Here is a 26,447-nt window from a genome sequence, read left to right as displayed (position 1 = left end):
GGCGGCGGGCGGAGACGGATGCGCGGCAGGCACGGCACGGGTGACGCGCGGGCGGCGGCCGTCGCCCCTCAGCCTCGCAGTGCCGAGCGCCGGAGACGGAATCGGCCCGGCGCGTCGACGCGGAGGTCAGGCGACGAGGGCCTCGCCGAGCGCCGCGGCCTGCGCCGCCCAGAAGCGCTTCGCCACACCGGTCCGGCGGAACAGGGCGTCGAAGCCGTGGAAGGCGCCCTCCACGATCTCGAGCCCGCACGGCACTCCGGCCGCGCGCAGGCGCTCGGCGTAGCGGACGTCCTCGCCGTGGAAGAGGTCGAGGCCGCCGACGCCGATCCAGGCCGGCGGGAGGCCCGTGAGGTCGTCGCGGCGGGCGGGGGCGGCGTACGCCGTGACGCCGGGGCCGCCGGGCTCGCCGGCGAGGTAGGCGGTCCAGCCGAAGCGGTTGCTGCCCGGGGTCCAGACGCGGACTCCGCGCGGAGGAGGACCGGGCCGGGTGACGGTGCGGTCGTCGAGCATCGGGTAGACGAGCAGCTGGAACGCGGGCTGCGCTCCTCCGCGGTCGTGGGCGAGGAGGGTCGCACCCGCGGCGATGCCGCCGCCCGCGCTCGCGCCTCCGACGGCGATGCGCGCCGGGTCGACGCCGCGCTCCTGCGCGTGCTCGACGAGCCAGTCGAACGCGGCCAGCACGTCCTCGACGGCAGCCGGGGCCGGATGCGCGGGCGCGAGGCGGTAGTCGACGGAGACGACCGTGATGCCCAGGGTGCGGGCGAAGTCGATGCAGGACGCCTCGTCCTGGAGGTGGCTGCCGAGCACCATGCCGCCGCCGTGCACCCAGAGGAGCGCGGGAGCGGTACCGCGGAGGATGCGCGGCCGGTAGCTGCGGGCCCGGACGGGAGCGGCTCCGGCGACGGGGATCTCGACGTCGTCGACCACGATGTCGGGCGGAGCCTCGCCTCCCTCGGCGGCGCGTCGCGTGGCGAGGCGCAGCAGTCGCGGGCCGAGGACGATCGGCGGGAGGAAGCGGCCGAGCGCGAGGTCGGGGTGGAAGAGGGGCGCCGTCGCGGCGGTGCGGGCTGACGCGGTCATGCGCGGGAGGCTACTCCTCGCGACCGTGCCGGCGCCCCTCGGCGGGACTACGGACGCACGAGGGTCTTGATCGCGCGGCGCTCGTCCATGGCGGCGTACGCCTCGGCGATCTCCTCGAGGGGCAGCTCGAGGTCGAAGACCAGACCGGGCTCGATCGCGCCGCTGAGCACGTCGGGCAGCAGCTCGGCCATGTAGCCGCGGACCGGCGCGACTCCGCCGTTGACGCCCACGTTCGAGCCGAACATCTGGCGGACGGGCAGCTCGGGGCCTCCGTTGGGGACGCCGACGTAGCCGACCATGCCGCCGGGGCGGGCGGAGTCGAGGGCCTGCTGCATCGACTCCTTGGTGCCGACGCATTCGAGCACGCAGTCGGCGCCGATCCCGCCGGTCAGCTCGCGGACGCGCGCGACGCCCTCGTCGCCGCGGGTCTCGACGATGTGGGTCGCCCCGAAGCGGCGGGCGAGGTTCTGCCGCGACTCGTGCCGCGACATCGCGATGATCGTGGTCGCGCCGAGGCGCTTGGCCGCCAGGACGGCGCAGAGGCCGACCGCGCCGTCGCCGACGACCGCGACGGTCGAGCCAGCGGTGACGCCGGCCGAGACCGCGGCGTGGTGGCCGGTCCCCATCACGTCGGCGAGGGTGAGCAGGCTGGGGATGAGCGCCGGGTCCGGATCGATGCCCACGCGGAAGAGCGTGCCGTCGGCGAGGGGCACGCGCACCTTCTCGCCCTGGGCGCCGTCCGCGAAGCCCTCCTCGCGGACCTCGGCGCCCCACCAGCCGCCGGTGAGGCACGAGGTGGAGACGCCGTTCGCGCAGTTCGCGCAGGTGCCGTCGCAGACGTAGAACGGAGCGATCACGAAGTCGCCGACCGCGACGTCGTGCACGTCGTCGCCGATCTCCTCGACGACGCCGACGAACTCGTGGCCGATGCGGTGCGCCTCCTTGGTGGGCGTGACGCCGCGGTAGGGCCACAGGTCCGAGCCGCAGACGCAGGCCGCGGTGACGCGGACGATCGCGTCGCGCCCCGTCGAGAGCTGCGGGTCGGGGACCTCCTCGAGTCGGATGTCGCGCTCGCCGTGGATGAGTGTTGCTCGCATGGGTGCTCCTGGTCGGGAGGGGGATGGGGTCGGCGTCCACGGTACGCCCGCGACCGGCCGCGGGCGCCGGAGAGGCGGGGGCTTGCACGAACGCGCGCCGACGCGGCCCAGGTGGAGAGCCGGGGCACGGCCGGGGGCGGTCCGGCGCGGGGCGGGAGGCGTCCTGCCGGATCGGAGCAGCCTCGCAGCAGCCCTGCGCCGCGTCACGGCTGCGCCTCCGCCCAGCCGTCGCGCCCGATCACGACGTGTGCGAGGAACCGCAGGCCGCACGCCTCTGCCCCGTCGGCGATCGCCCGCGTCGCCTCACGGTCGGAGGGGAGCACCACGGCCTCGCCCGCGTGGCTGTGCGCCAGGCCGATGCCCGCCGCGCCGCGCGCCAGCACCTCGGCGAGCACGGCGGCGACGGGGATCTCGGCGTGCGCCGGGGCTCCGTCGGCCAGCGTCAGGACGTCGCGGACGGCTCCGGACTCGGCGAGCGCCACTGCCAGCACGGTCTCGACCGGCCGGGCGGCCAGCAGCGGAGCGACGAGCCCGGCCAGGCCGGCGGCGTCGGTCACGCGGGCGGCGCGCGAGGCGCGGTTCATCCTCCGCCGCAGCTCGAAGGAGGCGACCAGGCGGCAGGCGGCGACCTCGCCGACTCCGCGGTGCCGCATCAGATCGGCCACCCCGGCCCGGGCGACGGCGTCGATGCCGCCGAAGCGCGCGAGGAGGCGCTGCGCGACCACGGTCGCGTTGGCGCCGCGGACGCCGGCCCCGATGAGCACGGCGAGGGTCTCGGCGTCGGTGAGCGCCTCCGGTCCGTAGGCGCGGAGGCGCTCCCTCGGCCTCTCCTCGGGAGGGAGGTCGGCCATCCGGGGGCCGGGCGTTTCGAAGGACATGCCGCCGACGCTACGGAGCCCGCCGGACGCGCCGCCCGCGGATCCCGCCACTGTGGACGAGTACCGCCCGCGAGCGCCCTGTGGAGGGACCTCCCGTCACCGCCGGCGCGCTCCTTCCCGTCCCCCTAGACGTCGGCGTCGACCGCGACCACCGCGACCTCTGCGGACTCGCGACAGGGGTCGAGCACCCCGGTCAGTCCGACGCGGGCATCCCGGCCGTCACCGACAGGCTCTCGCCGTCCGGCGCCACGTCCACCAGCACCACGTCCCCGTCGCGCGCCGTGCCGCCGAGCAACGCCGTCGCCAGCTGGTCGTCGATCGCCCGCTGCATCAGCCGGCGCAGCGGCCGCGCGCCGTACTGCGGGTCGTAGCCGCGCTCGGCCAGCCACCCGCGGGCCGCGGGCGTCACCGCCAGGTCGAGCCGTCGCTCCGAGAGCCTCCTCGACAGCCGGTCGACGTACAGCGACACGATCTCGCCGAGCTCGGTGCGGTCGAGCGCGTCGAAGATCACGATGTCGTCGAGCCGGTTCACGAACTCGGGCTTGAAGGCCTGGCGCACCATCTGCTGGACCGCCTCCTCCTTCTGCGGCCGCGACAGCGCCGGGTCCACGAGGAACTGCGACCCCAGGTTGGAGGTGAGGATGAGGATCGTGTTGCGGAAGTCGACCGTCCGCCCCTGGCCGTCGGTGAGCCGGCCGTCGTCGAGCACCTGGAGCAGGACGTCGAACACCTCGGGGTGCGCCTTCTCGATCTCGTCGAGGAGCACCACCGAGTACGGGCGGCGGCGGACCGCCTCCGTGAGCTGGCCGCCCTGCTCGTAGCCGATGTAGCCGGGAGGGGCGCCGACCAGCCGCGAGACGGCGAACTTCTCGCCGTACTCCGACATGTCGATGCGGACCATCGCCTTCTCGTCGTCGAAGAGGTGGTCGGCGAGCGCCTTCGCCAGCTCGGTCTTGCCGACGCCGGTCGGCCCGAGGAAGAGGAAGGAGCCGGTCGGCCGGTCGGGGTCGGAGATGCCCGCGCGGGTGCGGCGCACCGCGTCCGCGACGGCCGACACCGCCTCGTCCTGGCCGATCAGTCGGCGGTGCAGCTCGGTCTCGAGGTGCAGCAGCTTCTCGGTCTCGCCCTGCAGGAGGCGCCCGACGGGGATGCCCGTCCAGGCGGCGATCACCGCGGCGATGTCGTCGGCCGTCACCTGCTCGTTGACCATGCGGCCCTCGGCCGGCTCCTCCTCCGCCTCGGCGGCCGCGAGCTCGCGCTCGATCACCGGGATGTCGCCGTAGAGCAGCTTCGACGCGCGCTCGAGCTTGCCCTCGCGCTGCGCCCGCTCGGCGGAGATCCGCAGGGCGTCGAGCCGGTTCTTGAGCTCGCCGACGCGGTTGAGGGAGGCGCGCTCGCGCTCCCAGCGCTCCTGCAGCTCCTCGAGCTGGGCGCCGCGGCGGGCCAGGTCCTCGCGCAGCTTCTCCAGCCGCGCCTTCGAGGCCTCGTCCTTCTCCTTCTTCAGCGCCAGCTCCTCGAGCCTCAGCCGGTCGACGGAGCGGCGCAGCTCGTCGATCTCGACGGGAGCGGAGTCGATCTCCATGCGCAGCCGCGACGCGGCCTCGTCGATCAGGTCGATCGCCTTGTCCGGCAGCTGGCGGGAGGTGATGTAGCGGTTCGAGAGCGACGCGGCGGCGACCAGGGCGGAGTCGGCGATCGCCACCTTGTGGTGCGCCTCGTAGCGCTCCTTCAGCCCGCGGAGGATCGCCACGGTGTCCTCGACGGTCGGCTCGCCGACGAAGACCTGCTGGAAGCGGCGCTCGAGAGCGGCGTCCTTCTCGATGTACTGGCGGTACTCGTCGAGCGTCGTCGCGCCGATCATCCGCAGCTCGCCGCGCGCCAGCATGGGCTTGAGCATGTTCGCGGCCGCCACCGATCCCTCGCCGCCGCCCGCGCCCATCAGCGTGTGCAGCTCGTCGATGAAGGTGATGATCCGGCCGTCGGACTCCTCGATCTCCTGGAGCACGGCCTTCAGCCGCTCCTCGAACTCGCCGCGGTACTTCGCTCCGGCGATCAGGGCCGAGAGGTCGAGGCTGACGAGCTGCTTGCCCTTGAGGCTCTCGGCGACGTCGCCCGCGACGATCCGCTGGGCGAGCCCCTCGACGACGGCGGTCTTGCCGACGCCGGGCTCGCCGATGAGGACGGGGTTGTTCTTGGTGCGGCGCGTGAGCACCTGGCTGACGCGCCGGATCTCGGCGTCCCTCCCGATCACCGGGTCGAGCTTGCCGCTCGCCGCGATGGCGGTCAGGTTGACGCCGTACTGCTCGAGTGCGGACTTCTCGTCCTGCTGGGGCATCCGACCGGCCTGCATGATGGTGGTCTCCTCCGTGGCTCGAAAGTTGAGTTCGACGGACTCAACTTTACTCCCGCGACGGCTCCGGCGGTCAGGCCGTCAGAAGATCGCTGTCGCGACCCTGGAGCGCCTCGAGCGCGTTCCGGAGGATCGAGCGCAGCCGGAACTCGTCGATCCCGGTCAGCGCCGAGATCTCGGCCTGCGAGAAGCCGCCGGCCGCAGCCAGCAGCAGGAGCTCGCGGTCCGGGCAGTCGAGGGCGAGCAGGCCGCTGCCGAGCGGACGCCGGGCGAGCTCGTGCGCGGACCCGAGGGTCTCGCAGAGGACCTCGAGCACCCAGAGCACGGGCTCCGGCGAGCGGGCACCCTCGCGGGAGCGGCGCCAGACGGCGGTGAAGACGTCGGTGCAGAGCCGGTCGCGGCCGGCCGGGTCGGCCTGGACCGTGCCGACGCACGCCGAGACGAGGCCGCCGAAGCGGTCGACGAGCTCTCCCAGAGCGGAGGCGTCCCCCGTGGCGGAGCGGGTCAGCAGACGGGCGGCGTCCTGCGTCAGCGGCGGACGCACCCGTCCACCGGTCGCGTCCTCGCCTCCAGCACTCACAGGCCCCAGCGTGTCACCGACTCCGTGACGGCGGGACCAGTTGCGCGGAAGGGGGGTGACAGGTATGGAGCGGATCCGCTCTCCGACATCAGAGGCGCGGCCAGCGCGCGCGGGCGAAGCAGAAGAGCCCGTAGGCGATGAGCCCGACCGCGACGAAGCCGAGGAGGAGCACGCCCGCCGGCAGCTCCACGAGCGACTTCAGCGCCTCGTCGAGCCCGCCCGCCTGCTCCGGATCGTGGGTGACGGCGGCGACGATCAGCAGCACGCCGAGAGCGCCGAGGACCACGCCCTTGGCGACGTAGCCGGCGACGCCGAGCACGGTGACGACGGTGCCCGCCGTGCCGCCCGGCTCCGCGACGTTCTCGAGGAACTTCCTGCTCGCTCCGCGGTACACGAAGACGCCGCCGACCGCGAGGACGGCCAGTCCCGCGATCACGAGCAGCACGACTCCACCCGGCGCCGAGAGCACCTGCGCGCTCGCGCTCTCGGACGACTCGGACGAGCTCGACCCGCCGCCCGTCGCGAACTTCAGCGCCGTCACGCCGAGGGCGCCGTAGACGACGGCCTTGCCCGCCTCCTTGAGCCGGCTGCCCCAGGTCTTCAGGGCGCTCTCGCGCGGGCGGACGAGGAACGCCTCGAGCAGCCCCCACAGCGCCAGGCCGAAGAGGCCGACCGTGCAGATCCAGAGGATCACCAGACCGCCGGGCTGCGCCGCGAGGGCGCCGAGAGCACCGCTCTGGTCGGCCTCGCCTCCGCCGCCGCGGGCCACGCCGAGCGCGATCACTCCGATCAGGAGGTGGACGAGGCCGTTCGCCGCGAAGCCGCCGCGGGCGAGGGTCCGCACCGCCCGCGAGTCCTGGATGTCGTCGGCGGTGCGCTGGGCGTCGGCGGTGCTCGGAGTGTTCACAGGGTGGACGCTACGCGTTTCCACACCCCCGCGCCCGGCGCTCCGCCGTTCGGAGGTGCTCCCGGAGCCGGTTCTCCACACCTTTCCACAGGGTTGTCCACAGCTGTGGAATCGCTAGAAGGACGAGCGGATCACACGTCGACGGCGCGGACGAGTCCGTCCTGCACGCCGCCCAGCCAGTCGTAGACGCTGCGGATCGCGGCCGCGCTCCCCTCCTCCGGGACGACGTCGTCTGTGTCGTCGATGCCGAGCCGCACGGCCAGAGCGAGCCGCATGTCGGTCAGTGCGCGGAGCCAGGCGATCGCCTGCGGCTCCTCGAGACGGACCGCGACCTCGCCCAGCCCCTCGAAGATCCGGCCGTGACTCGTGCCGTCGCCGGCGTCGAGGGCCGCCGTGACGGCGCGGGCGTCGTCCATCTTGCGGGCGGCGAGGTCCGGAGCGGTGAAGCGGCGGAACTCGTCGGCCGCCTCGGCGTCGTCGCGGTAGGCGTCGGGCAGGAGGCGGGCGAGCGCCGGATCGGAGCGGGCCTCCTCCGAGGACGCCCCGCGATCGAGCAGCTCGAGCATCTCGCCGGCCAGATGGCGGAGGATCCCGGCCTCCTCGCGGTCGAAACGGGCGACGGCCGCTCCGGAGGAGTCGCGACGGAACGCGCGCATCAGCCGAGTCCTCGGATGCCGCGAGCGGGGTGCTCTCCGGTCTCCGCGGCCGCGGGGCGCAGCGGGGCGCTCACGCGTCGGCCTTCTGCAGCGTCGCCCACAGGCCGTAGCCGTGCATCGCCTCCACGTGCCGCTCCATCTCCTCGCGGTTGCCGGTCGCGACGACCGCGCGCCCCTCGGTGTGCACTTGCAGCATCAGTCGCTCCGCCTCGGCCCGGCCGAAGCCGAAGTAGCTGCGGAAGACGTACGAGACGTACGACATCAGGTTGACCGGATCGTCCCAGACCAGCACGATCCACGGGACCTCGGCCGCCGAGCGGGTCGCCAGGCGCTCGTCCGCGCGCTCGATCGTGTCCGCCATCCCTCCAGCGTAGGCCGCGGCGCGGGCGGACGCCCGGGCGCGCGGCCCGGAGCGCGCCGCCCGCAGCCCGCGAGTGTCCAGGAGTCGTCGCACTCGGCGCGGAGCCGCGAGGACGAGATCGCGAGAAGCCAGGAGTCGTCGCAGTCGAGCGCGAGTGCGACGACTCCTGGACGGTCGGAGCAGAGTCAGCAGCGGCGCCCGCCCTAGGCCGACAGGCGCGGCAGGACCTCCCGGGCGAAGAAGTCGAGGTGGTCGAGGTCCTGCAGGTCCATGAACTGCAGGTAGACGCGCTCGCAGCCGGCCTCGCGGAGGGACTCGAGGCGGTCGACCGCCTCGTCGACGCCGCCGGCCACTCCGTGCTCGCGCAGCTCGGCGGGCTCGCGGCCGATCGCCGCGGCACGGCGCGTGAACTCCGCCTCGTCGCCTCCGCCGACCGCGATCAGCGCGACCGAGTGCACGAGCGACGAGGGCTCGCGCCCGATCGCCCGGCACGCCTCGTCGACGCGCTCGAAGGCCCCCGGGATCGCGTCGAACTCGGGGAAGGGCAGATTGAACTCGCTCGCGAACCGCGCCGCGAGCGCCGGGGTCCGCTTGGGGCCGCCGCCGCCGACGATCACCGGCAGCGGCAGGCGGGCGGGCTTGGGCAGGGCCGGGGAGTCGGTCAGCGTGTAGTGCTCGCCGGCGAAGGAGTAGCGCTCGCCGACCGGCGTCGACCACAGGCCGGTCACGATCTCGAGCTGCTCCTCGAGGAGGTCGAAGCGGCGCGGAGGGAAGGGGATGCCGTACGCGGCGTGCTCCTGCTCGAACCAGCCGGTGCCGAGGCCGAGCTCGGCACGGCCCCCGGACATCGCGTCGACCTGGGCGACCTGGATCGCGAGGATCCCCGGCGGCCGGTAGGTGACGGAGGAGACGAGGGTGCCGAGCGCGATCCGCTCGGTCTCGCGGGCGAGGCCGGCGAGTGTCGTCCACGCGTCGGACGGGCCCACGCCGGGGTCGCCGTCCCCCATCCGGAGGTAGTGGTCGGAGCGGAAGAAGCCGTCGTAGCCGAGGCTCTCGGCGGCCTGCGCGACGGCGAGGAGGTCCTCGTAGCTCGCGCCCTGCTGGGGTTCGGTGAAGACTCTGAACTGCACGGGTCCAGCCTCCCGCACCGGGGCCGGATCATGCCAGCCCGGCTCCCCCGGCCGGGGCCGCCGACGGGCCCCCGTGTACCGTGGACGGTTGCCGCCGACGAGAGGACCCCATGTCCGAGCACCCGTCCTCCCCGGACACCGCCCCCGCCACCGCGGGCACGACCGCCCCTCCGCACCGCCTCGCGCGGTGGGTCTTCTGGCCCGCCGCCGTCCTCACGCTGTCGATCGCGGCCTTCGCGATCCTCGCGCCCGACGCCGCGACCTCCGTGTTCTCGACGCTGCAGACCACCGTCGTCAACACGTTCAGCTGGTACTACGTGCTGATCGCCGCGGTCTTCGTGGCCTTCGCCATCTGGATGGGGGTCAGCCGCTTCGGCGACATCAAGCTCGGCGCCGACGACGACGAGCCCGAGTTCTCGATGCTCGCCTGGATCTCGCTCCTCTTCGCCGCCGGCATGGGCATCGGCCTCGTCTTCTACGGCGTCGCGGAGCCGCTCACCCACTTCGCCACTCCGCGCCCGGGCGTCACCGGCACCGAGACGGAGCTCGCGCAGAGCGCCATCTCGCAGACCTACCTGCACTGGGGCGTCCACGCCTGGTCCATCTACGTGGTGGTCGGCCTCGCCCTCGCGTACGCGATCCACCGCCGCAAGCGGCCGGTGTCGATCCGCTGGGCGCTGGAGCCGCTGCTGGGCCGCCGGGTCCGCGGCGGCTGGGGCAACGCGATCGACGTGGTCGCCCTGGTCGGCACCATGTTCGGAGTCGCGACCTCGCTCGGCCTGGGCGTCACCCAGATCTCAGCGGGACTGGAGGCGAGCGGCATCGTGGAGTCGTCGCTCACCGTGCAGATCGTGGTCATCGCCGTGGTCACGGGCCTGACCGTCTTCTCGCTGATCTCGGGCGTGGGCAAGGGCATGAAGTGGCTCTCGACCGGCAACCTGCTGCTCGCCGCCGCGCTCCTCGTCTTCGTGCTCGTCGCCGGCCCGACCCAGTTCCTCCTCCGCGAGTTCGTGCAGTCGCTCGGCAACTACCTGCAGAACTTCATCGGCCTGACCTTCACGGTCAGCGCCTACGCCGGCCGCGAGGGCGAGCAGTGGCAGGCCTCGTGGACCACGTTCTACTGGGGCTGGTGGATGTCGTGGGCGCCGTTCGTCGGCATCTTCATCGCCCGCGTCTCGAAGGGCCGGACGGTCCGCGAGTTCGTCGGCGGCGTGCTGCTCGTGCCGACGATCATGACCTTCCTCTGGTTCAGCGTCCTCGGCGGCACGGCCATCTACCGGGAGCTCTACGGCGACGGCGGCCTCGTCGGCGCCGACGGCTCGGTCGACACCAACCTGGCGCTCTTCTCGATGCTGCAGGGACTGCCCGCGGGCTCGGTGCTGACGATCGGCGCGATCCTCCTGATCGGCGTCTTCTTCGTGACCTCCGCTGACTCCGGAGCGCTGGTGATGTCGATGATCGCGACCGGCGGCGAGCCGGAGCCGCGCAACCGCATCCGCGTGTTCTTCGCCGTCGCGACCGCTCTGCTCGCCCTGTCGCTCCTGGTCGCCGGCGGCCTCGACGCCCTGCAGACCGCCGCGATCCTCTCGGCCCTGCCGTTCAGCGTCGTGATGATCCTGATGTGCGTCGCGACGGTGATCGCCTTCCGCCGCGAGATCCGCGCCTACGACAAGGCCCGCCGCAAGGCGTTCGTCGGCGACATCGGCACGTTCTACGGCCTCGAGGTCGAGGATCCGGCGGAGCGCGAGCCCGCCCACCCGATCAAGCGCCTCGCGAACCGCCTGAAGCCGGGGTCGAAGGAGTAGTCGGCTCGGAGGAGTAGCCGGCTCGGAGGAGCAGCCAGGTCGGAGGAGGCCGGGCGCCGCTGGGGCGCCCGGCCGGCCGATCAGCTGGGCGACGGGATGAAGGGGTGCTCCGGCGGGTCCTGGTCGTCGCCGAGGCGGGCGTCGGCGCCCTGGTCGAGCGCCTCGTCGATCGACTCGGGGTCGTCGATCTCGGCCGGGTCCTCCGGCGGGACCGGCAGGGAGTCGCCGTCGGGGCGGGTGGTGTCGGTGACGTCCTCGGGGGCGTCGAAGCCGAAGCTGCTCATGGTTCCCTCTCCGCGGTGCGCCCGGGAGGCGGCGCCGCTGCGGGCAGCCTAGGTCGCGCCCCCGGAGGCGGTCACGGACTTGACGGGGCACCCGAGGGGTTCCGCGGGATCGGCCTGCTCCGGAGGAGCCTCCGCCCCGGCAGCCGTCAGTGCACGTACTCGAGCAGGTCGGCCCCGAGGGTGCGCATGCCCTCCAGCACCGCGAGGCGGTAGTGCAGGGTCGTGTCGTCGAACTGGGTGGCGACCGCGTAGGCGACTCCGGCACGCGGGCCGCGGAGGACGCCCGCCTCGGCGCGGACGCCGACGTCGGTGCCGGTCGCGTTGACGAGCAGGACGCCGTGGTCGGGGTGGCGGTGCGCGAGCGGGTCGAGCCCGAACGAGGCGGCGACCATCGAGAGGTCGGTGCCGAGCGAGAGCCAGCCGATCACCCGCGAGCTCACGGCGGCGTCGACGATCTCGCCGTTCGCGAGGGTGGCGAGCAGCCAGGTCAGCTCGCGGGCGGAGCCGATCGAGAGCTGCGGCGCGTCGTCCGGGCCGCGCTCGTCGCGCACGACGTCGAGCAGGGCGGTGCGGGAGAGGCCGAGCGCCTCCGCCCGCTCGCGCACGGCGTCGAGGCCGACGCGGCGCAGCAGGACGTTGGTCGCGAGGTTGTCGCTCGAGGCCCCGACGAGGGCGGCGAGGTCGGCGATCGGCATCGACGGCACCTGGAGGTGCTGCCAGAGCCCGGAGCCCGAGACCGCGTCCGCCGCGGTCCGGTCGACCAGGCGCAGGTTCTCCTGCGGCTCGTCCGCCAGCCGGGCGGCGACCTCGATCAGCAGCACGACAGTGCCGAGGGAGGCGGTGGGCATCGAGACGGAGTCGTCGACCGCGAACAGGGTGCGGCCGGTCGCCAGGTCGACGGCGCGCGCCGAGACGACGACCCCGTCGATCGCGAGACGGCCGAGGGCGTCGAAGCCGCGCTGGAAGTTCTCGCGGTCACCGCCGCCCTTGTGGCGCCCCCGGCGGTTGCGTCGGCTCTCACGGCGGGTCTCGCTGGTGGGGATCACCACGGGTACGGCCCCTCTACGGGTCGGGAGTGCGGTCGTGCGGAGGGGGGACCTGGGTCCTCACGCGCCGGCAGGACGCGCGATCGGCGGACGACCCCGCTGCATCGGTCGGCTCTCGATGCCCGGGGCTCCTCGTCCGTGGTGCGGAGGTGGTCGGCGGCGACTACCAGATGGTGACGCGCTCGCTCGGGGAGAGCCAGAGGGCGTCGCCTTCGGAGACGTCAAAAGTAGCGTAGAACTCGTCGATGTTCCGGACGATCTGGTTGCAGCGGAACTCGGCCGGAGCGTGCGGATCGATGGCGAGGAGGCGGATCGTCTCCTCGTCGCGCGACTTCTGCTGCCAGGCCTGCGCCCAGGAGAGGAAGAAGCGCTCGGCGCCGGTCAGGCCGTCCACGACGGGCGGCTCCTCGCCGTCCAGCGAGAGCAGGTACGCCTTCCAGGCGATGCCGAGACCGCCGAGGTCGCCGATGTTCTCGCCGATGGTCAGGGCGCCGTTCACGTGGTGCCCGGGCGTGGTCGCGGGAGCGAGCGCGTCGTACTGCGCGATGAGCGCCTTCGTCCGCTCCTCGAACGCGGCCCGGTCCTCCTCGGTCCACCAGTCGGTGAGGCGGCCGTCGCCGTCGAAGCGCGAGCCCTGGTCGTCGAAGCCGTGGCCGATCTCGTGACCGATGACGGCGCCGATCGCTCCGTAGTTCGCGGCGGGGTCGCGGGCCTCGTCGAAGAAGGGGAACTGCAGGATCGCGGCCGGGAAGACGATCTCGTTGAAGCCCGGGTTGTAGTACGCGTTGATCGTCTGCGGGGTCATGAACCACTCGTCGCGGTCGAGCGGGCGGCCGATCTTGCCGAGCTCGCGGGCGAACTCGAACTCGGCCACGCGGCGGGCGTTGCCGAGCAGGTCGGCCGGGTCGATCGAGAGGGCGGAGTAGTCGCGCCAGCGCACCGGATAGCCGATCTTGGGCGTGAACTTCGCGAGCTTCTCGAGCGCGCGCTCGCGGGTGGCGGGGCTCATCCACTCCAGGTCCACGATGGAGCGGCGGTACGCCTCGATGAGGTTCGCGACCAGCACGTCCATCGCGGCCTTCGCCGTCTCGGGGAAGTGGCGGGCGACGTAGGTGCGGCCGACCGCCTCGCCGAGCGAGCCCTCGACGAGCGAGACGGCGCGCTTCCAGCGCTCCCGCTTCTGCGGAGTGCCGGTGAGGGTGCGGCCGTAGAAGTCGAAGTTGGCGTCGACGAAGCCGCTGGACAGGTAGGCCGCGGCTCCGCGGATCACCTGCCAGGACAGCCAGTCGCGCCAGGCCGGGAGGCGGTCCTCGGTGAGCAGGCCCGCGAGACCCTGGAGGAAGCTCGGCTGGCGGACGACCACCTCGGCGAGCGCCCCCTCCGGAGCGCCCATCGCGGTGAGCCACACGCCGAGGTCGACGCCCGCGGCGAGCTCCTCGACCTCGGACCAGGAGCGGAGGTTGTAGGTCGCCTGGCTGTCGCGGCTGCGGACCTTGTCCCAGTGCGCGGCGGCCAGGTCGGTCTCGAGGGCGACGATGCGCTCGGCGCGGGCCTCGGCGGCGTCGATGCCGGCCAGCGCCAGCATCCGCGCGACGAACGGCGTGTAGGCCTCGCGGACGGAGGCGAACTCCTCCTCGCGGTAGTAGCTCTCGTCCGGCAGGCCGAGGCCGCCCTGGTTGACGAAGACGAGGTAGCGCTCGGGGCTGCCCGGGTCGTTGTCGACGAAGAGGCCGAAGAGCCCGGGGACGCCGGTGCGCTCGAAGGCGCCGACCGCGCGGAGCAGGCCGGGGATCGAGTCGACCCGCTGCACGGCGGCGAGGTCGTCGGCGATCGGGGCGGCGCCGAGCTCCTCGGCCCGCTCCTCGTCCATGAAGGAGGCGTAGAGGTCGCCGAACAGTCGCTCCTCGGTGCCGTGCTGCGCGGTCTGCGCCTCGACGATGATGTCGCGCACGGCCTTCTCCGCCTCCTCCTGGAGCACGTGGAAGGAGCCGTAGCGCGCCTTGTCGGCGGGGATCTCGGTGCGGTCGATCCAGAGCCCGTTGACGTGCCGGTAGAGGTCGTCCTGCGGGCGCGTCGCGGGGTCGAGTTCGGAGCGGTCGATACCGGAGCGAGGCGTCGTCGAGGTCATGGCGGACAGCCTACGTCGGGGCGCCGACACGGTGGCGCGAGGTGCGGCGGGTCGAGCGCGGAGCCGCGGAGGGCGGGCGCGGAGCCGCGGACGGGAATGCCCGGCGCGGAGCCGCGGGAGGGCCGGGCGCGCCACCGTCCGGCTCGCGGGGGCGGACTGCTCCTGCGAGCCGGACGGGAGCCGGAGGGGGACGCCGGAGCGTCAGCGCCCGAGCTGCTCCTCGACGTACGCGCGGATCGGCGTGGTAGGCCGCCCGATCAGGCGGGCGAGCGAGCCGTCGGTCCCGCCGAGGAGGCCGTCGGCGATGTTCGCGTCGAGGCCGACGACGAAGCCGACTCCGCCCTCGGGGACGCCGGCGCCGGTGAGGACGCGGGCGTGCTCGTCGGAGGAGACGTGGCCGATCGCGGCGTCGCGTCCGGCGACCTCGGCGACGATCGCGGCCAGCTCGTCGAAGCTCCAGGCGCTGTCGCCGGAGAGCTCGTGCACGGTGCCGACCAGGGACGGGTCGGTCAGGGCGACCGCTGCGGCCTCGGCGTAGTCGGTGCGCGCGGCGCTGGCGACGCGGCCCTCGCCGGCGCTCGAGAGGGTGCTGCCGGTGGAGGCGAGCTCGGCGACGGTCTGCTCGTAGTTCTCGTTGTACCAGCCGTTGCGGAGGACGACGGCGGGGACTCCGCTGGCGGCGATCGCCTCCTCCGTGGCCTTGTGCTCGGGGGCGAGGATGAGCGCGCTCGTGGTCGCCTTCGGGGCGCTCGTGTAGACCAGGCGCGCGCCGGCTCGGACGGCGGCGCCGATCGCGGCGGTGTGCTGCGCGACGCGCCTGCCGACCTCGGAGCCCGAGACGAGGAGGACGGCCTCGGCGCCGGAGAAGGCGGCGTCGAGCGAGGCGGGGTCGTCGAAGTCCGCGACGGCGGTGCGGACGCCGAGGTCGGCGGCGAGCGCCTCGAGCTTCGCGGCATCGCGGCCGGTGGCGACGATGTCGGAGGCGGCGGTGCCGCGGGCGAGCAGGTGCTCGACGGCGAGACGGCCGAGGTGGCCGGTGGCTCCGGTGACGACGAGGGTCATGAGGGGTCCTTCCTGACGGGTGGGGGCGGGCGGGGTCCGCCGCCAGGAGGGTGCAACCGGCGCATCCTCCTCCTGCTTCCCGGAATGCAGTACCCACTATTTCGTTAGTACAGATATCACCCCTGTCCCGAGGAGCACCCTTGACGATCGCCGACTCCCCCCTGCTCGCCGGGGACGTCTACTCCGCCGACTGCCCGAGCCGCGAGGTCTTCGGCCACGTCACCAGCAAGTGGGGCGTCCTGGTGCTCGCGGCGCTCGCTCCGGGCACGCTGCGCTGGGGCGCTCTGCGGCGCCGGATCGGCGGGATCAGCGAGAAGATGCTCGCTCAGACGCTGCGGATCCTGGAGGAGGACGGCTTCGTGCACCGCGAGGCGCGGCCGGTCGTCCCGCCGCACGTCGAGTACCGGCTGACGCCGCTGGGAGCGGAGCTGGCGGATCGGCTGCTGCCGGTCGTCGAGTGGATCGCGGGGAACGTCGGGGCGGTCCTGGAGGCGCGCTCGGAGGGCCGCCGGGAGGGAAGGTGAGCCTCACCTTCTTGTGAGAACGTTCACGTCCCGTTCAGGGAGGAGCCTCCACCCGGCGGCATCGGCGCCCCCTCCCCCTGCTTGCCTCGATCGCGTCTCCTGCTCGTGATCGAAGGACCTCCATGTCAGACACCGCCCGCCGCCCGCTCCTCCTCCCGATGGCCGGCCACGTGCGCGGCAAGCGCAGCCCCGTCACCTGCGCGCTGAAGTGCGCCAACGCCTGCTCCACCGCGACCTGCAACACGTCGCACAACAGCTACTTCCGCGACATCGTCTCGTCGCAGCTCTCCCGCCGCAGCGCCCTCGGCCTCGGCCTGGCCGGCGCGGTCACCGTCGCCGTCGCCTCCGCCGGAGGAGCGCCCACCGCCGAGGCGGCCGTGGCGACCGCGGCCGACGGCTCGCCGCTCGCCTTCACTCCGATCGCTCCGGTGCCGTACACGGTCGACCGGTTCACCGTCCCCGAGGGCTTCGCCTGGCAGCCGATCATCCGCTGGGGCGACCCGCTCTTCGCCGACAGCCCCGCCTTCGACATCGCCGACCAGACGGAGGCCGCCCAGGCCGCGCAGTTCGGCTACAACAACGACTACACCGACATCGTCGAGATCCCGGGCTCGAAGCGCCTCCGCGCCCTGCTCGTCGTGAACCACGAGTACACGAACGAGAGCATCATGTTCCCGGCCGCGCAGCTCGAGGCGGAGCCGGAGCGCGTGCGCGCCGTCGGCCGCGCCGCCCACGGCCTCAGCGTCGTCGAGCTGGTCCGCACCGCGGTCGACCGCCCGTGGGCCTACGTCCGCGGGGGCGAGCGCAACCGCCGCTACCTGCTCGACACCCCCTACGAGGTGACCGGCGCCGCCGCCGGCACCGACCTGCTGAAGACGGTCGCCGACCCCGAGGGCCGCACCGTGCTCGGCACGCTCGGCAACTGCTCCGGGGGCACGACGCCGTGGGGCACGATCCTCTCGGGCGAGGAGAACTTCAACGGCTACTTCCGCGCCGTCGGCACGAGCGACGCCGAGAAGCGCTACGGCCTCGCCGACTCCGAGACCTCGCGCCTCTGGGAGCTCGACGACCCCCGCTTCGACGCCCGCACCCCGGGCTACGAGAACGAGCCGAACCGCTTCGGCTGGATCGTCGAGTTCGACCCCTTCGACCCCGACTCCACGCCGAAGAAGCACACGGCGCTCGGCCGGCTCAAGCACGAGGGCGCGAACGTCATCATCGCCCCGGACGGCCGCGTGGTCGCGTACCAGGGGGACGACGAGCGCTTCGACTACCTCTACAAGTTCGTCTCGACGAAGCGCTACATCGAGGGCGACCGCGCCCACAACAAGACCCTGCTGGAGGAGGGCGACCTCTACGTCGCCCGCTTCACCGGCGACTCCCCCGTGGCCGAGATCACCGGCACCGGGGCGGTCCCCTCGGACGGCGGCTTCGACGGGATCGGCGAGTGGCTCCCCCTGGTGCTGAACGGCGCCTCGACGATCGCCGGGATGAGCGTCGCCGAGGTGCTCGTCCACACCCGCCAGGCGGCGGACGCCGCGGGCGCGACCAAGATGGATCGCTGCGAGGACGTGCAGCCCAGCCTGGTCAGCGGCCGGATCTACGTGGCCTGCACCAACAACTCCGCCCGCGGCACCGAGGGCGCCAAGGAGGGCGCGACCGAGGTCAACCCGCGCACCGAGAACCGCGACGGCCACATCGTCGAGATCATCGAGGACGGCGGCGACCAGACCGGCCGCACCTTCACCTGGAACCTGCTGATGCTCTGCGGCGACCAGGCGCAGGGCGACGTCGTCTACTTCTCCGGCTTCCCGGCGGACCAGGTCTCGCCGATCTCGTGCCCGGACAACCTGGCCTTCGACTCGGTCGGGAACCTCTGGATCTCGACCGACGGCGCCCCGAGCGGCATCGGCTACAACGACGGGCTCTTCAAGGTCGCGCTCGAGGGCGCGACGCGCGGCAGGGTGGAGCAGTTCCTCTCGGTGCCCCGCGACGCCGAGACCTGCGGACCGATCGTCCACGACCTCGACCAGCACGTGTTCGTGGCGGTGCAGCACCCGGGCGAGGAGGGCACCTTCGACGCGCCGACCTCGTTCTTCCCGGACTACGGATCGACGGCGGCGGGAGCGGTGGCGGCACCGCGTCCGACCATCGTGCAGATCCTGCCGGCCTCGCAGGTGGTGGCGCCGACTCCGACGCCGACCGCCGGGCCGACCACGGCTCCGACGACCCCGCCGACCACCGCGCCCACGGCGACTCCCACCACGGCACCGACCGCCGGGCCGACTGCGGCGCCCACCGTTGCTCCGTCCCCGATGCCCACGACCGCGCCGACAGGCACTCCCACCCCGCTGCCCGTCGGCGGCTCGGGCGGCGGGCTGGCCTCGACCGGAGTCGAGAGCGTCGGCCTGATCGCGGGCGCCACCGCGCTCCTGGCCGCGGGCGCCACCGCGCTCGGACTCGGAGCGCGCCGCCGCGCGGCCGCCGAGGGCGAGGACGACCAGCAGGCGTGAGCCGTGCCGGGAGGGGCGGACCGCGTCCGCTCCTTTCAGTGGCGCGTGCCCGTCCATTCACCCCTAAGCCAACGGCGCCCTCGCCTTTGATCAACTTTCCCTTGTGTAAGGACGGCCCTCAGGAGCTAATGTGAGCTTGAGCCCTAATCAACAGAGAGCGGTTTCTCCCATGCTGCACTTCCAGACCGCTGGAGCCCAAGACGGAAATTTGCTCGAGATCCTCTTATCAGAGTCGATCGACGCAACTCGAGGAGGTGGGATATTCGCGTGGGCAAATGCATCTGGAGCAATCACCTTCCTCGGAGACAAATCGATGGACGAACTGCTACAGAAGAGTAACTTTCGCCTCATTATTGGCACCGATGCGATTACAGATCTGCGAGCAATCGATACGCTAGCCAAGCTCTCCGAGAAGTGCCCCAGGCTCCAGGTGGAGGCCTACTTGAGCTCTAAGCAATCTTTGTTTCATCCCAAAATGGCTTGGTTCGAGCATGTGGATCACCTAAGTTTAATAGTTGGCTCCGGCAACCTAACAATGGGTGGCTTGCTTTCGAATTGGGAAGCGTTTGTAGTATTGCGACTTGAGGGATCCGAGGCCGTCGATGCGCTCGAATCGATCGAACGATTTCTCTCGGACCAAGTAAATTGTTTATGGCCGATAGGTGCTGAAGAAGTCCTGACTAGGGTTGCGCTCAACACGGGAAATGAAAGAAGTTTCCGACGACCAACCATCGGCTGGCGGTCCGAGGGAGTGCTTTCTGCCATTGCTCAAACAGACATCGCGCTGGTTGCTGAGATCCCGAAGTCAAAGAAGCGATGGAGCCAAGCAAATTTTGATCAAGAGAATTACGAACAATTTTTCGGAGCTACCGTCGGATCTCAAAAAAGAATAGTTCTTCAGCATGTCGGCGCAGACGGATCGATTGGAGAAATCGAAAGTCGCCCAAGCGTCGAGGTTGTGAGTAAGAACTACCGGTTTGAATTAGCCGCCGCGCGAAATTTGCCCTACCCCGATCAAGGCCGTCCAATTGGTATCTTCGTGAGAATTGAAACTGGACAATTTCTATATTCCCTATTAATGCCAGCAGACGCCAATTATACACAGGCGTCTCGATTCTTGAAAGAACAGTGGTCCGGTCACAATCGTCTCATGCGCCGTGTGCGTCTGAACGTCGGCCAAGTCCAGGCGTCAATCCCCGAACTTGGGATCTGGAAAGCCGGGCTTCCCGAACTCTAAAGAGTAGCAATGACCATCACTTCGGCGCCAAGATCCGGCTCACTATTCAGGCGACGAAGATTGAACCGACTATGCGAGGAGCCGTCAATGACCTTCAAATCAACGGATCGATAGTAACGACCGGCAATCGCTTCAATTTCCTCGATTGACAACAATCGCGTCTCAGGTCGAGCTTGAGTACCAGGACCTCTCGGCGAGTACGAAAGCACAACCGGCGCCTCTAGCCCGCGTGACAATCTGTATAACTCGTCGAACGCGCCGTGCGCCTGAGAACGAATGCTGAAGGGTGATTGATGGCGTTGCTTGCGGTACAAACCTCGACTGGGAGTCGATGAAGCCGAGCTGGAAGTGACTCCTGGATCGTCGCCGAGAGCGAGGGTCTCTAGTATGTGGTAAAAGCGACTGTAATGATCTCGAGTGTAGGGCGGATCCGCATATATTGCATCAACCGAACCGGGAAGAGTCGTCAAGATTGATCGATAGTCTCCAGTCATCGAATCACATTGATACAAGGTTGGCGTAACCGCCCGATACTGACGCAGACGCTCACCGAAGATCTGGAAAATTGAAGCTTTTCGCGCAGTGGCCACACTTCTAATTGCAGACTTCTTGATGGTGCCGCGAGCATCAATAACGCGAGTGGGTTGCGCGAAGTGGTTGCCCACAGACGCTACAGAATTACTAGCAGCGCCAAGAAGTGAGGCAATGACGGTGTTGCTCGCCGCTTCTTTCCCACGCGGGGTCGTCGCAGAAATAGCGTCAAGTTCGAGCGCTTGTCTGAACGAAAAATAGGACCCACCGTAATAGGGCGCTATGGTTGCGCCCGAGCCGACCATTGCTGGCAGAGCTTGTTGCAAAGAAGCAGAGAGTCGACTATCCCCCGCTAGGCCGTCAGATGAAAAGCGCCCTTCGGCGAGCAAGGCTAAAGCGCGAGGGTCGTCGTTAGATTTCAGGATCGCATCCTCCTCATAGTCGAGCAGGGGCCTGATGTCGTCTCCAAGGTCCCCAATCCACGATTCGGCGGCTTCGATCCGCTTCGAAATCTGCTCGTCGGTGATCTCAAAGGGGTTGCAGAGGGCGCTAACTAGTACTGATGAATAGGCTTGTATGTCGGCGGACACCACCGGACCGAGCTGACCTAGTGCACGAGTCACGACACCGCTTCCGGCGAAGAGGTCGACCACCGTGGATCCTCGAGGTGTAAGTGCCCGCATTTCTGTCGTAATTTCTGCCAGAAACTTCGACTTATTACCCATGTAATGGATTGGTCGAAAGCCTGAGCTGTTTTGGTTCATTCAGTCACCTCGATAGTTGCTGAGTAATGGCCGGGAGCGCAGTCCGCACTTTTTTCTATCGTTGTTAGACGCCAGCTCAGCGGGCGACTCCTTCCATCGCCCGCGCATGTATACTAGCGTGAAGGGGAGACGGGACTTTGGATTGACTATCGAAGCAAAACCTTCATCAAGAGATTATGCTGAAATTATTAGAGCAACCCGCGACTCGAGCAATGATCGGACCGCGTCTCGTCTGGCGCGCCCGGAGGGTAACTTACTCGGCGCAAGCCCGAGTAATCTTCTGCTTATAGGAGACGCCGGCTTGGCGCTACAAGCTCTCGCGGCGGAAGCAATCGGAACAGACGTTCACGGAAATGTGAAGCTTTGCTACCTTGACCCGCCTTATAACACCGGCGAACGGTTCACTTACTACAACGATAATAGAAAGTCAGCCGACTGGCTCGACGATTTGCGAAGTCACCTAACTGCTTTGAAGCCTCTACTGGCGCCAGACGCAAGCGTATGGTTGCACCTCGACGACTCAGAGCAACATCGTGCGCGAGTGGTGTTAGACGAAGTCTTCGGGCGGAATGCTTTTGTGTCCACCGTGATTTGGCAGAAGCGCTTGACTCGTGACAACAGAAAAGCATTCAGCTCAATGCACGATTACATTCACGTGTATGCTCCCGGCGGTCCGCAATATTGGAAACGAGTTCGGAATGGGCTCGTAGACGATGGCATCTTCACCAATCCGGATAATGATCCTCGTGGACCCTGGCGATCAGCTCCAATGTCCGTCCAGTCGGGGCACGCGACACAAAGTCAGTTCTACACTGTCGTTACACCAACTGGAGTTGAACACAGGCCGCCGCCAGGCCGGTGTTGGACTTACACGGCCGAGCGACTCGCGCAGCTTGATCGAGACGGCTTCGTCTACTGGCCGAAGAACGGAGATGGCAAGCCTCGACTTAAGCGATATGCGAATGATGGTAACGGTTTGGCGCCGTTCACGATCTGGAGTGCAGCCGATGTGGGTGACACCTCGAGCGCCAAGAAAGCGCTGATTCGACAATTTCCGGGAAAACCGGTCTTCGACACTCCCAAACCCGAGGGGCTTCTGGAGAGGATAGTTGAAATCGGATCAAATCCAGGTGAACTTGTTCTCGACTTTTATTTGGGTTCAGGGACAACAGCCCTAGTCGCGCAGAAGCTGGGGCGCCGATGGATTGGAATAGAAAAGAATCAACAAGTAGTGCACGAGTTTGTCCTGCCGCGCCTCGCGGCCGACTCCGACTCGGGAAAGGGGGGTACTTTCAGCCTTTTTTCGATAGATGGCCCTTAGATTCGAATAGTGGTGTGGCGGCGACAAATGGCTCGAAGTCTTCGACTGCTCACGACACCGCAGAGACGTCGGTCTAGACTCTCGGGACCGGCCGACCGATGCTCCCGCGGAGGATCGCCGCGGCGTCGGCGTCGTTTGGCAGCGTCACCATGTCGACCTTCTCCGGGCGGTGCGGAAGTCGGTGACGAGCACGCGTGCATCCGGCAGCACGGCGGCGCGGGCCTGCGCGAGGGCGGCATCGACGGAGTCGATCACCTCGGCGCCCAGCACCTCCTCCGGGGCGGACGCGACCCATGGCTCCTCGCGAGCGCCAGCAGATCGCGCTCGCGCAGGCGACCTGGGCCGAGCACCAGCGTCTCGACCTGCGCCGTGACGGTCCCGCCGAGCGAGTGCTCGAGGGTGCGACGCGGCTCCCCGGTGCGCAGGGCGTCGAGCACGTTCCACGTCTCGCGCAGCAGGATCCGGTGGAGCCGCTCGTCGATGAACCGCTTCAACGCCCCCTCCTGGCTGCCGGTGGCCCGTGTGTTCACGGGCTCGACGGCCAGGATCGCTGCGCTGCTCGGCGAGATGTTGTCCTTGGCTGTCGTGCCCCAACAGTGTCGGACGGCAGGAGTGCGCGGGGGACGGGGGTCGACTGCGGCCGTGCGCCTCAGAGCAGGCGGCGCGCGGAGGCCCAGGCGGTGAGCTCGTAGCGGGAGGAGAGCTGCAGCTTGCGGAGGACGGCGGAGACATGGGACTCGACCGTCTTGACCGAGATGAAGAGCTCGGCGGCCGCCTCCTTGTAGGCGTAGCCGCGGGCGATCAGGCGCATCACCTCGCGCTCGCGGGCCGAGAGCCGGTCGAGCTCGTCCCCCGACTCCGCCTGCTCGCCCGCCAGCGCCCCGAAGGCGTCGAGCACGAAGCCGGCCAGGCGCGGCGAGAACACGGCGTCCCCGCCCGCCACCGCGAGCACGGCCCGGCTCACCTCGGCTCCGGAGCTGGCCTTGGTGATGTAGCCGCGGGCGCCGGCGCGGATCACGCCGACCACGTCCTCCGCGGCGTCCGAGACGCTCAGCGCCAGGAAGCGCGACGACGACCCGGCGCTGCGCCGCAGCACCTCGGCCCCGCCTCCGCCCGCACCGCCCGGCAGGTGCACGTCGAGCAGCACCACCTCGGGCGCGAGCGAGGCGACCAGGCCGACGGCGGAGTCGACGTCGGCCGCCTCCCCGACGACCTCGAGCTCGGGAGCGAGGTCGGCCCGCAGGCCGGAGCGGAAGATCGAGTGGTCGTCGACCAGCAGCACGCGGGTCACCGCTCGACCTCCGCGGGGAGCCGCAGATGCACCTCGGTGCCGGTGCCGCCGACCCCGGGACGCACGGTCGCGCTGCCGCCCGCGCGCGCCATCCGGCCGATGATCGACTCGCGGATGCCGAGGCGGTCGCCGGGCACCTCGTCGAGGACGACGCCGGGGCCGCGGTCGCGCACGAACACGTCGACGCCCTGCACGGAGGACTCGAGGTACACCGAGACGTCGCCGCCCGCGTGCCGGGCGGCGTTCAGCACGGCCTCGCGGGTCGCGGCGAGGAGCGCGGCGGCGCCGGGGACGGACGCTCCGACGGCCACCACCTCGAGGTGCACGGGGTAGTCGAGCTCGACGGCGGCGGCGATCGCCCGGACCTCGGCGGCCAGGTCGTTGGCGACCGGGACGTCGCGCTCGAACAGCCAGTCGCGCAGCTCCCGCTCCTGGGCGCGGGCGATGCGGGCGACCTCGCTCGAGGCTCCGGCGCGGTTCTGGATGAGCGCGAGGGTCTGCAGCACGGAGTCGTGCAGGTGCGCGGCGATCTCTGCCCGCTGCTCCTCGCGCACGCGGGCGGCCCGCTCGCCCATCAGCTCGGACCAGAGGGTCACCACCCGGGGCGCGGCCAGCACGCCGGCGGCGATCAGCAGCACGCCCACGGCGAGCACCGCGTTGAGGGCGCTCGGGCGGCCGGTGAGCACGGCCGCTCCGGCGAGCACCAGCAGCGCGCAGGAGGCGAGGCGCACCGCGGAGCCGTACCGGGCGGGGCGGACGGCGTCGCCGCGGTCGAGCCCGAGGCTCCAGCCGACGGCTCCTCCCGCGAGCAGGCCGACGGCGACGAGCGCGCGCGTGATGTCGGCGTCGTCGCCGCTGTCGACGGTGATCAGCACGGCGAGCGCCGCGACGGCGGCGGCGAGGGTCAGCAGGCCGGCCACGGGAGCGGAGCGGCGGACGGCCGGATCCGCGTGGCGCGAGTCGAGCGGCGCGAGGGGCACCAGCGCCCAGAGCCAGAGGTAGAGGAGCGCGCCGCCCCCGCCGAGCGCGGTCGTGAGAACGGTGAGGAGGCGGGTCCTCCGCACGCTCCAGCCGAGGTGGTCGGCGACCGCGGTGCACACTCCGCCGAGCAGCATCGTCCGCGGCCGCTGCAGCGGGGGGCGGACGGCGGTGCCGGGGACTGTGCTCACCCCTGCATCCAAACAGGTCGGCCGCACGATCGGGGGTGCTCTCGGGGTCGGATCAGGGGTTCCCCCGATGGTCCGGGCCGTGGAGCGCACGGGAGACTCGCAGCATGACAGGACAGAGCACGACCCCGCCGAGCTCCGCGGAGCCGGACGGCACGGAGGCGGCGAGCACAGCGACGACGCCGATCGGGACGGATCCCGGAGCCGCCGGCCCCGACAGCGCCGGCCCGGACAGCACAGGCCCCGAGAGCACCGGCCCGGAAGCCTCCGGCCCCGCCGATCCGCCCCCCGCGCCCGAGAACCGCTTCGTGCTCTGGCTGCGCGGCCTCGACCTGCCCCGCCGTCCCGGCTGGATCGGCGGCGTCTGCGCGGGGATCGCCGACCGGCTCGGCATCGACCCGCTGATCGTGCGCGGGATCGTGCTCGTCGTCGCGGTGCTGGGCGGGCCCGCGCTCCTCCTCTACGCCGCGGCCTGGCTGCTGCTGCCCGACCAGGACGGCGCCCTGCCGGTGGAGCGGCTGCTCCGCGGCTCGCTCGACCGGGTGCACGCCGGGATCGGCGTCCTCGTGCTCGCCTCGATGCTGCCGGTGGCGCAGGGCTTCTGGTCGCTCGGCGGCGCGTACACCGGGGCGATGCCCTGGGCGCCCGCGACCGGGCGGACGCTGTGGTCGCTCGTGGTGCTCGGGCTGATGGTGGCCTTCGTGGTCTGGATCGTGCGGCGGAGTCGGCGATCGGACGACGAGGCCGCCCACCCGGCCCAGGCCTCCCCGTCCGCACATCCCTCCGCGACGCTCCCGTATCCCGCGACCACCGCTCCGGCCTACCCCGCACCCGACCCCGGCCTGCAGGACGAGCGCCCCTCGTCCCCCGAGGCCGTCGCCGAGTGGCGCGAGCGCCAGGAGGCGTGGCGGGCCGAGCGGGAGGCGTTCCGCGCCCAGCAGAGCGCGACGGCCCGCGAGACGGCCCGCGCCCGGGCGGAGGAGGCGCGACTCGCCGCCGCCGCCGTCACCGCCGCGCGCCTGGAGCGCCAGCGCCTCCGACGCGCCGCGAACCCCCGGCTGCGGGCGAGCCTCACGCTGCTCGCCCTGGGCGCCGCCGCCCTGACCGGCGCACTGGTCTCGCTCACCGCCTCCGGGCCGACGGCCCTCGTCGTCGGAGCCGCCTCGGCCGCGCTCGTGCTCGCCGTGGTGATCGTGCTCGCCGGCCTGTTCCGGAGGCGCGCGATCGCGCTGATCGCCCTCGCGACGGTCGCGCTGGTCACCGCCGCCTGCGCCGCCGTGCTGCCGACCGACCGCGAGCTGCTCCCCGTGCTCGGCACCTACGGCTTCTCGAGCGCCGCTCCCGGCCGCTACGCGACGCTCGCGGCGAGCGACCTGCGCGTCACGGTCGCACCCGGCTACGAGACCTCCGGCGAGCCGCTGGACCTGTGGATCGGCTACGGGCACGTGTCCGTCGCCACGATGGCGGGAACGGCGGTCCGCCTCGAGGCGACCACGGAGGACACCGAGCTCCTCGTGCTGGACGTCGACGGAGGCGCGATCGACGCGCCCCGCGAGGTCCGCACCGCCGACGGCCGTCAGCTGTGGACGCAGACCTTCGGCGATCCCGAGGCCGAGCCGTTCGTGGTCCGCATCGCCCAGGAGGGCGGGTCGATCCGCGTCCAGGACTCCACACCGGGCGCCGACTCCGGCACCACTGCGCCGGACGCCGACGCCACCCCGACACCCACCCCGAGC

22 protein-coding genes and 1 pseudogene are annotated in these 26,447 nt (G+C 70.9%); 6 read left to right on the top strand and 17 right to left on the bottom strand.

Annotated features, from left to right (window positions below; genetic code table 11):
• Positions 1–126: 126 nt before the first annotated feature.
• From C5C39_RS07320 to C5C39_RS07280, 9 genes are all read right to left on the bottom strand, one after another.
• The gene (locus C5C39_RS07320) at positions 127–1,080 is read right to left on the bottom strand and encodes an alpha/beta hydrolase fold domain-containing protein (protein WP_104353035.1); all 954 of its coding nucleotides are present in this window, start codon (positions 1,078–1,080) and stop codon (positions 127–129) included.
• Positions 1,081–1,127: 47 nt separating this feature from the next.
• Positions 1,128–2,177 carry a zinc-dependent alcohol dehydrogenase family protein gene (locus tag C5C39_RS07315; RefSeq protein WP_104222823.1) on the bottom strand — a complete coding sequence of 350 codons (1,050 nt, stop codon included), beginning with the start codon at positions 2,175–2,177 and terminating at the stop codon, positions 1,128–1,130.
• A gap of 203 nt (positions 2,178–2,380) precedes the next feature.
• A complete protein-coding gene (locus tag C5C39_RS07310) occupies positions 2,381–3,055 on the bottom strand; it encodes a RadC family protein (protein ID WP_104353034.1) in 675 nt (224 codons plus the stop codon).
• A 193-nt stretch (positions 3,056–3,248) separates the two neighbouring features.
• Entirely contained in the window at positions 3,249–5,390 is a 2,142-nt protein-coding gene (locus tag C5C39_RS07305) for an ATP-dependent Clp protease ATP-binding subunit (protein ID WP_374953677.1), read from the bottom strand.
• An 88-nt stretch (positions 5,391–5,478) separates the two neighbouring features.
• Positions 5,479–5,985, bottom strand: a complete 507-nt coding sequence (locus C5C39_RS07300; RefSeq protein WP_146083900.1) for an RNA polymerase sigma factor — start codon at positions 5,983–5,985, stop codon at positions 5,479–5,481.
• Positions 5,986–6,073: 88 nt separating this feature from the next.
• A complete protein-coding gene (locus C5C39_RS07295; RefSeq protein ID WP_104225741.1) occupies positions 6,074–6,892 on the bottom strand; it encodes a DUF1206 domain-containing protein in 819 nt (272 codons plus the stop codon).
• A gap of 131 nt (positions 6,893–7,023) precedes the next feature.
• Positions 7,024–7,548 (bottom strand): DUF2017 domain-containing protein, encoded by a 525-nt coding sequence (locus C5C39_RS07290; RefSeq protein WP_104225742.1) that lies wholly within the window; start codon positions 7,546–7,548, stop codon positions 7,024–7,026.
• Between the two features lie 70 nt (positions 7,549–7,618).
• Positions 7,619–7,909, bottom strand: a complete 291-nt coding sequence (gene clpS / locus C5C39_RS07285) for an ATP-dependent Clp protease adapter ClpS (RefSeq protein WP_104222829.1) — start codon at positions 7,907–7,909, stop codon at positions 7,619–7,621.
• 203 nt (positions 7,910–8,112) lie between these two features.
• The gene (locus C5C39_RS07280) at positions 8,113–9,039 is read right to left on the bottom strand and encodes an LLM class F420-dependent oxidoreductase (protein WP_104222830.1); all 927 of its coding nucleotides are present in this window, start codon (positions 9,037–9,039) and stop codon (positions 8,113–8,115) included.
• A gap of 110 nt (positions 9,040–9,149) precedes the next feature.
• Between C5C39_RS07280 and C5C39_RS07275 the strand changes: the two genes are divergently transcribed.
• Complete coding sequence (locus tag C5C39_RS07275; RefSeq protein ID WP_104350288.1) at positions 9,150–10,844, top strand: BCCT family transporter; 1,695 nt, start codon at positions 9,150–9,152, stop codon at positions 10,842–10,844.
• A gap of 80 nt (positions 10,845–10,924) precedes the next feature.
• Here the strand turns inward: C5C39_RS07275 and C5C39_RS07270 are convergent, their stop codons facing one another.
• From C5C39_RS07270 to C5C39_RS07255, 4 genes are all read right to left on the bottom strand, one after another.
• Positions 10,925–11,128, bottom strand: coding sequence for a hypothetical protein (locus tag C5C39_RS07270; RefSeq protein WP_104222832.1), 204 nt, complete (start codon positions 11,126–11,128; stop codon positions 10,925–10,927).
• A 146-nt stretch (positions 11,129–11,274) separates the two neighbouring features.
• Complete coding sequence (locus C5C39_RS07265; RefSeq protein WP_104353032.1) at positions 11,275–12,177, bottom strand: serine hydrolase; 903 nt, start codon at positions 12,175–12,177, stop codon at positions 11,275–11,277.
• Between the two features lie 160 nt (positions 12,178–12,337).
• Positions 12,338–14,302, bottom strand: a complete 1,965-nt coding sequence (locus C5C39_RS07260; RefSeq protein WP_104222834.1) for a M13 family metallopeptidase — start codon at positions 14,300–14,302, stop codon at positions 12,338–12,340.
• A 201-nt stretch (positions 14,303–14,503) separates the two neighbouring features.
• Positions 14,504–15,364, bottom strand: coding sequence for an NmrA family NAD(P)-binding protein (locus tag C5C39_RS07255; protein WP_104353031.1), 861 nt, complete (start codon positions 15,362–15,364; stop codon positions 14,504–14,506).
• Between the two features lie 140 nt (positions 15,365–15,504).
• Here C5C39_RS07255 and C5C39_RS07250 point away from each other — a divergent pair, with 140 nt between their 5' ends.
• The 3 genes and pseudogenes from C5C39_RS07250 to C5C39_RS07240 all read left to right on the top strand — a co-directional run bounded on the left by C5C39_RS07250 (position 15,505) and on the right by C5C39_RS07240 (position 19,638).
• Positions 15,505–15,888 (top strand): helix-turn-helix domain-containing protein, encoded by a 384-nt coding sequence (locus C5C39_RS07250; RefSeq protein WP_160033071.1) that lies wholly within the window; start codon positions 15,505–15,507, stop codon positions 15,886–15,888.
• A gap of 122 nt (positions 15,889–16,010) precedes the next feature.
• Positions 16,011–18,050 (top strand): annotated as a pseudogene (locus C5C39_RS07245) (PhoX family phosphatase); the annotation flags it as partial.
• Between the two features lie 520 nt (positions 18,051–18,570).
• A complete protein-coding gene (locus tag C5C39_RS07240; RefSeq protein ID WP_104353029.1) occupies positions 18,571–19,638 on the top strand; it encodes a phospholipase D family protein in 1,068 nt (355 codons plus the stop codon).
• On the opposite strand, the gene C5C39_RS07235 is transcribed toward C5C39_RS07240, so the two are convergent.
• On the bottom strand, positions 19,635–20,894 hold the full coding sequence (locus tag C5C39_RS07235) for a DNA adenine methylase (protein WP_258075796.1): 1,260 nt from the start codon (positions 20,892–20,894) through the stop codon (positions 19,635–19,637). The two genes, C5C39_RS07240 and C5C39_RS07235, sit on opposite strands and share 4 nt — an antisense overlap.
• Positions 20,895–21,075: 181 nt before the next feature.
• Here C5C39_RS07235 and C5C39_RS07230 point away from each other — a divergent pair, with 181 nt between their 5' ends.
• On the top strand, positions 21,076–22,254 hold the full coding sequence (locus C5C39_RS07230) for a site-specific DNA-methyltransferase (RefSeq protein WP_219813321.1): 1,179 nt from the start codon (positions 21,076–21,078) through the stop codon (positions 22,252–22,254).
• A 251-nt stretch (positions 22,255–22,505) separates the two neighbouring features.
• Here the strand turns inward: C5C39_RS07230 and C5C39_RS07225 are convergent, their stop codons facing one another.
• The 3 genes from C5C39_RS07225 to C5C39_RS07215 form a co-directional block, all read right to left on the bottom strand.
• Positions 22,506–22,748 carry a hypothetical protein gene (locus C5C39_RS07225; protein WP_181136343.1) on the bottom strand — a complete coding sequence of 81 codons (243 nt, stop codon included), beginning with the start codon at positions 22,746–22,748 and terminating at the stop codon, positions 22,506–22,508.
• A gap of 155 nt (positions 22,749–22,903) precedes the next feature.
• Entirely contained in the window at positions 22,904–23,545 is a 642-nt protein-coding gene (locus C5C39_RS07220; RefSeq protein WP_104222839.1) for a response regulator transcription factor, read from the bottom strand.
• Positions 23,542–24,714: a sensor histidine kinase gene (locus C5C39_RS07215; protein ID WP_104353025.1), complete on the bottom strand. Its 1,173-nt coding sequence runs from the start codon at positions 24,712–24,714 to the stop codon at positions 23,542–23,544. The genes C5C39_RS07220 and C5C39_RS07215 overlap by 4 nt, the downstream gene beginning before the upstream one ends.
• A gap of 104 nt (positions 24,715–24,818) precedes the next feature.
• Here C5C39_RS07215 and C5C39_RS07210 point away from each other — a divergent pair.
• The coding region (locus C5C39_RS07210; protein WP_104353024.1) for a PspC domain-containing protein at positions 24,819–26,447 on the top strand (1,629 nt) is incomplete at its 3' end.

The organism is Rathayibacter sp. AY1F3 (genome assembly GCF_002931975.1).
Lineage (GTDB): Bacteria > Actinomycetota > Actinomycetes > Actinomycetales > Microbacteriaceae > Rathayibacter.
Note: the sequence above shows the minus strand (reverse complement) of the source record. Positions and strands in the feature narration are given on the sequence as shown.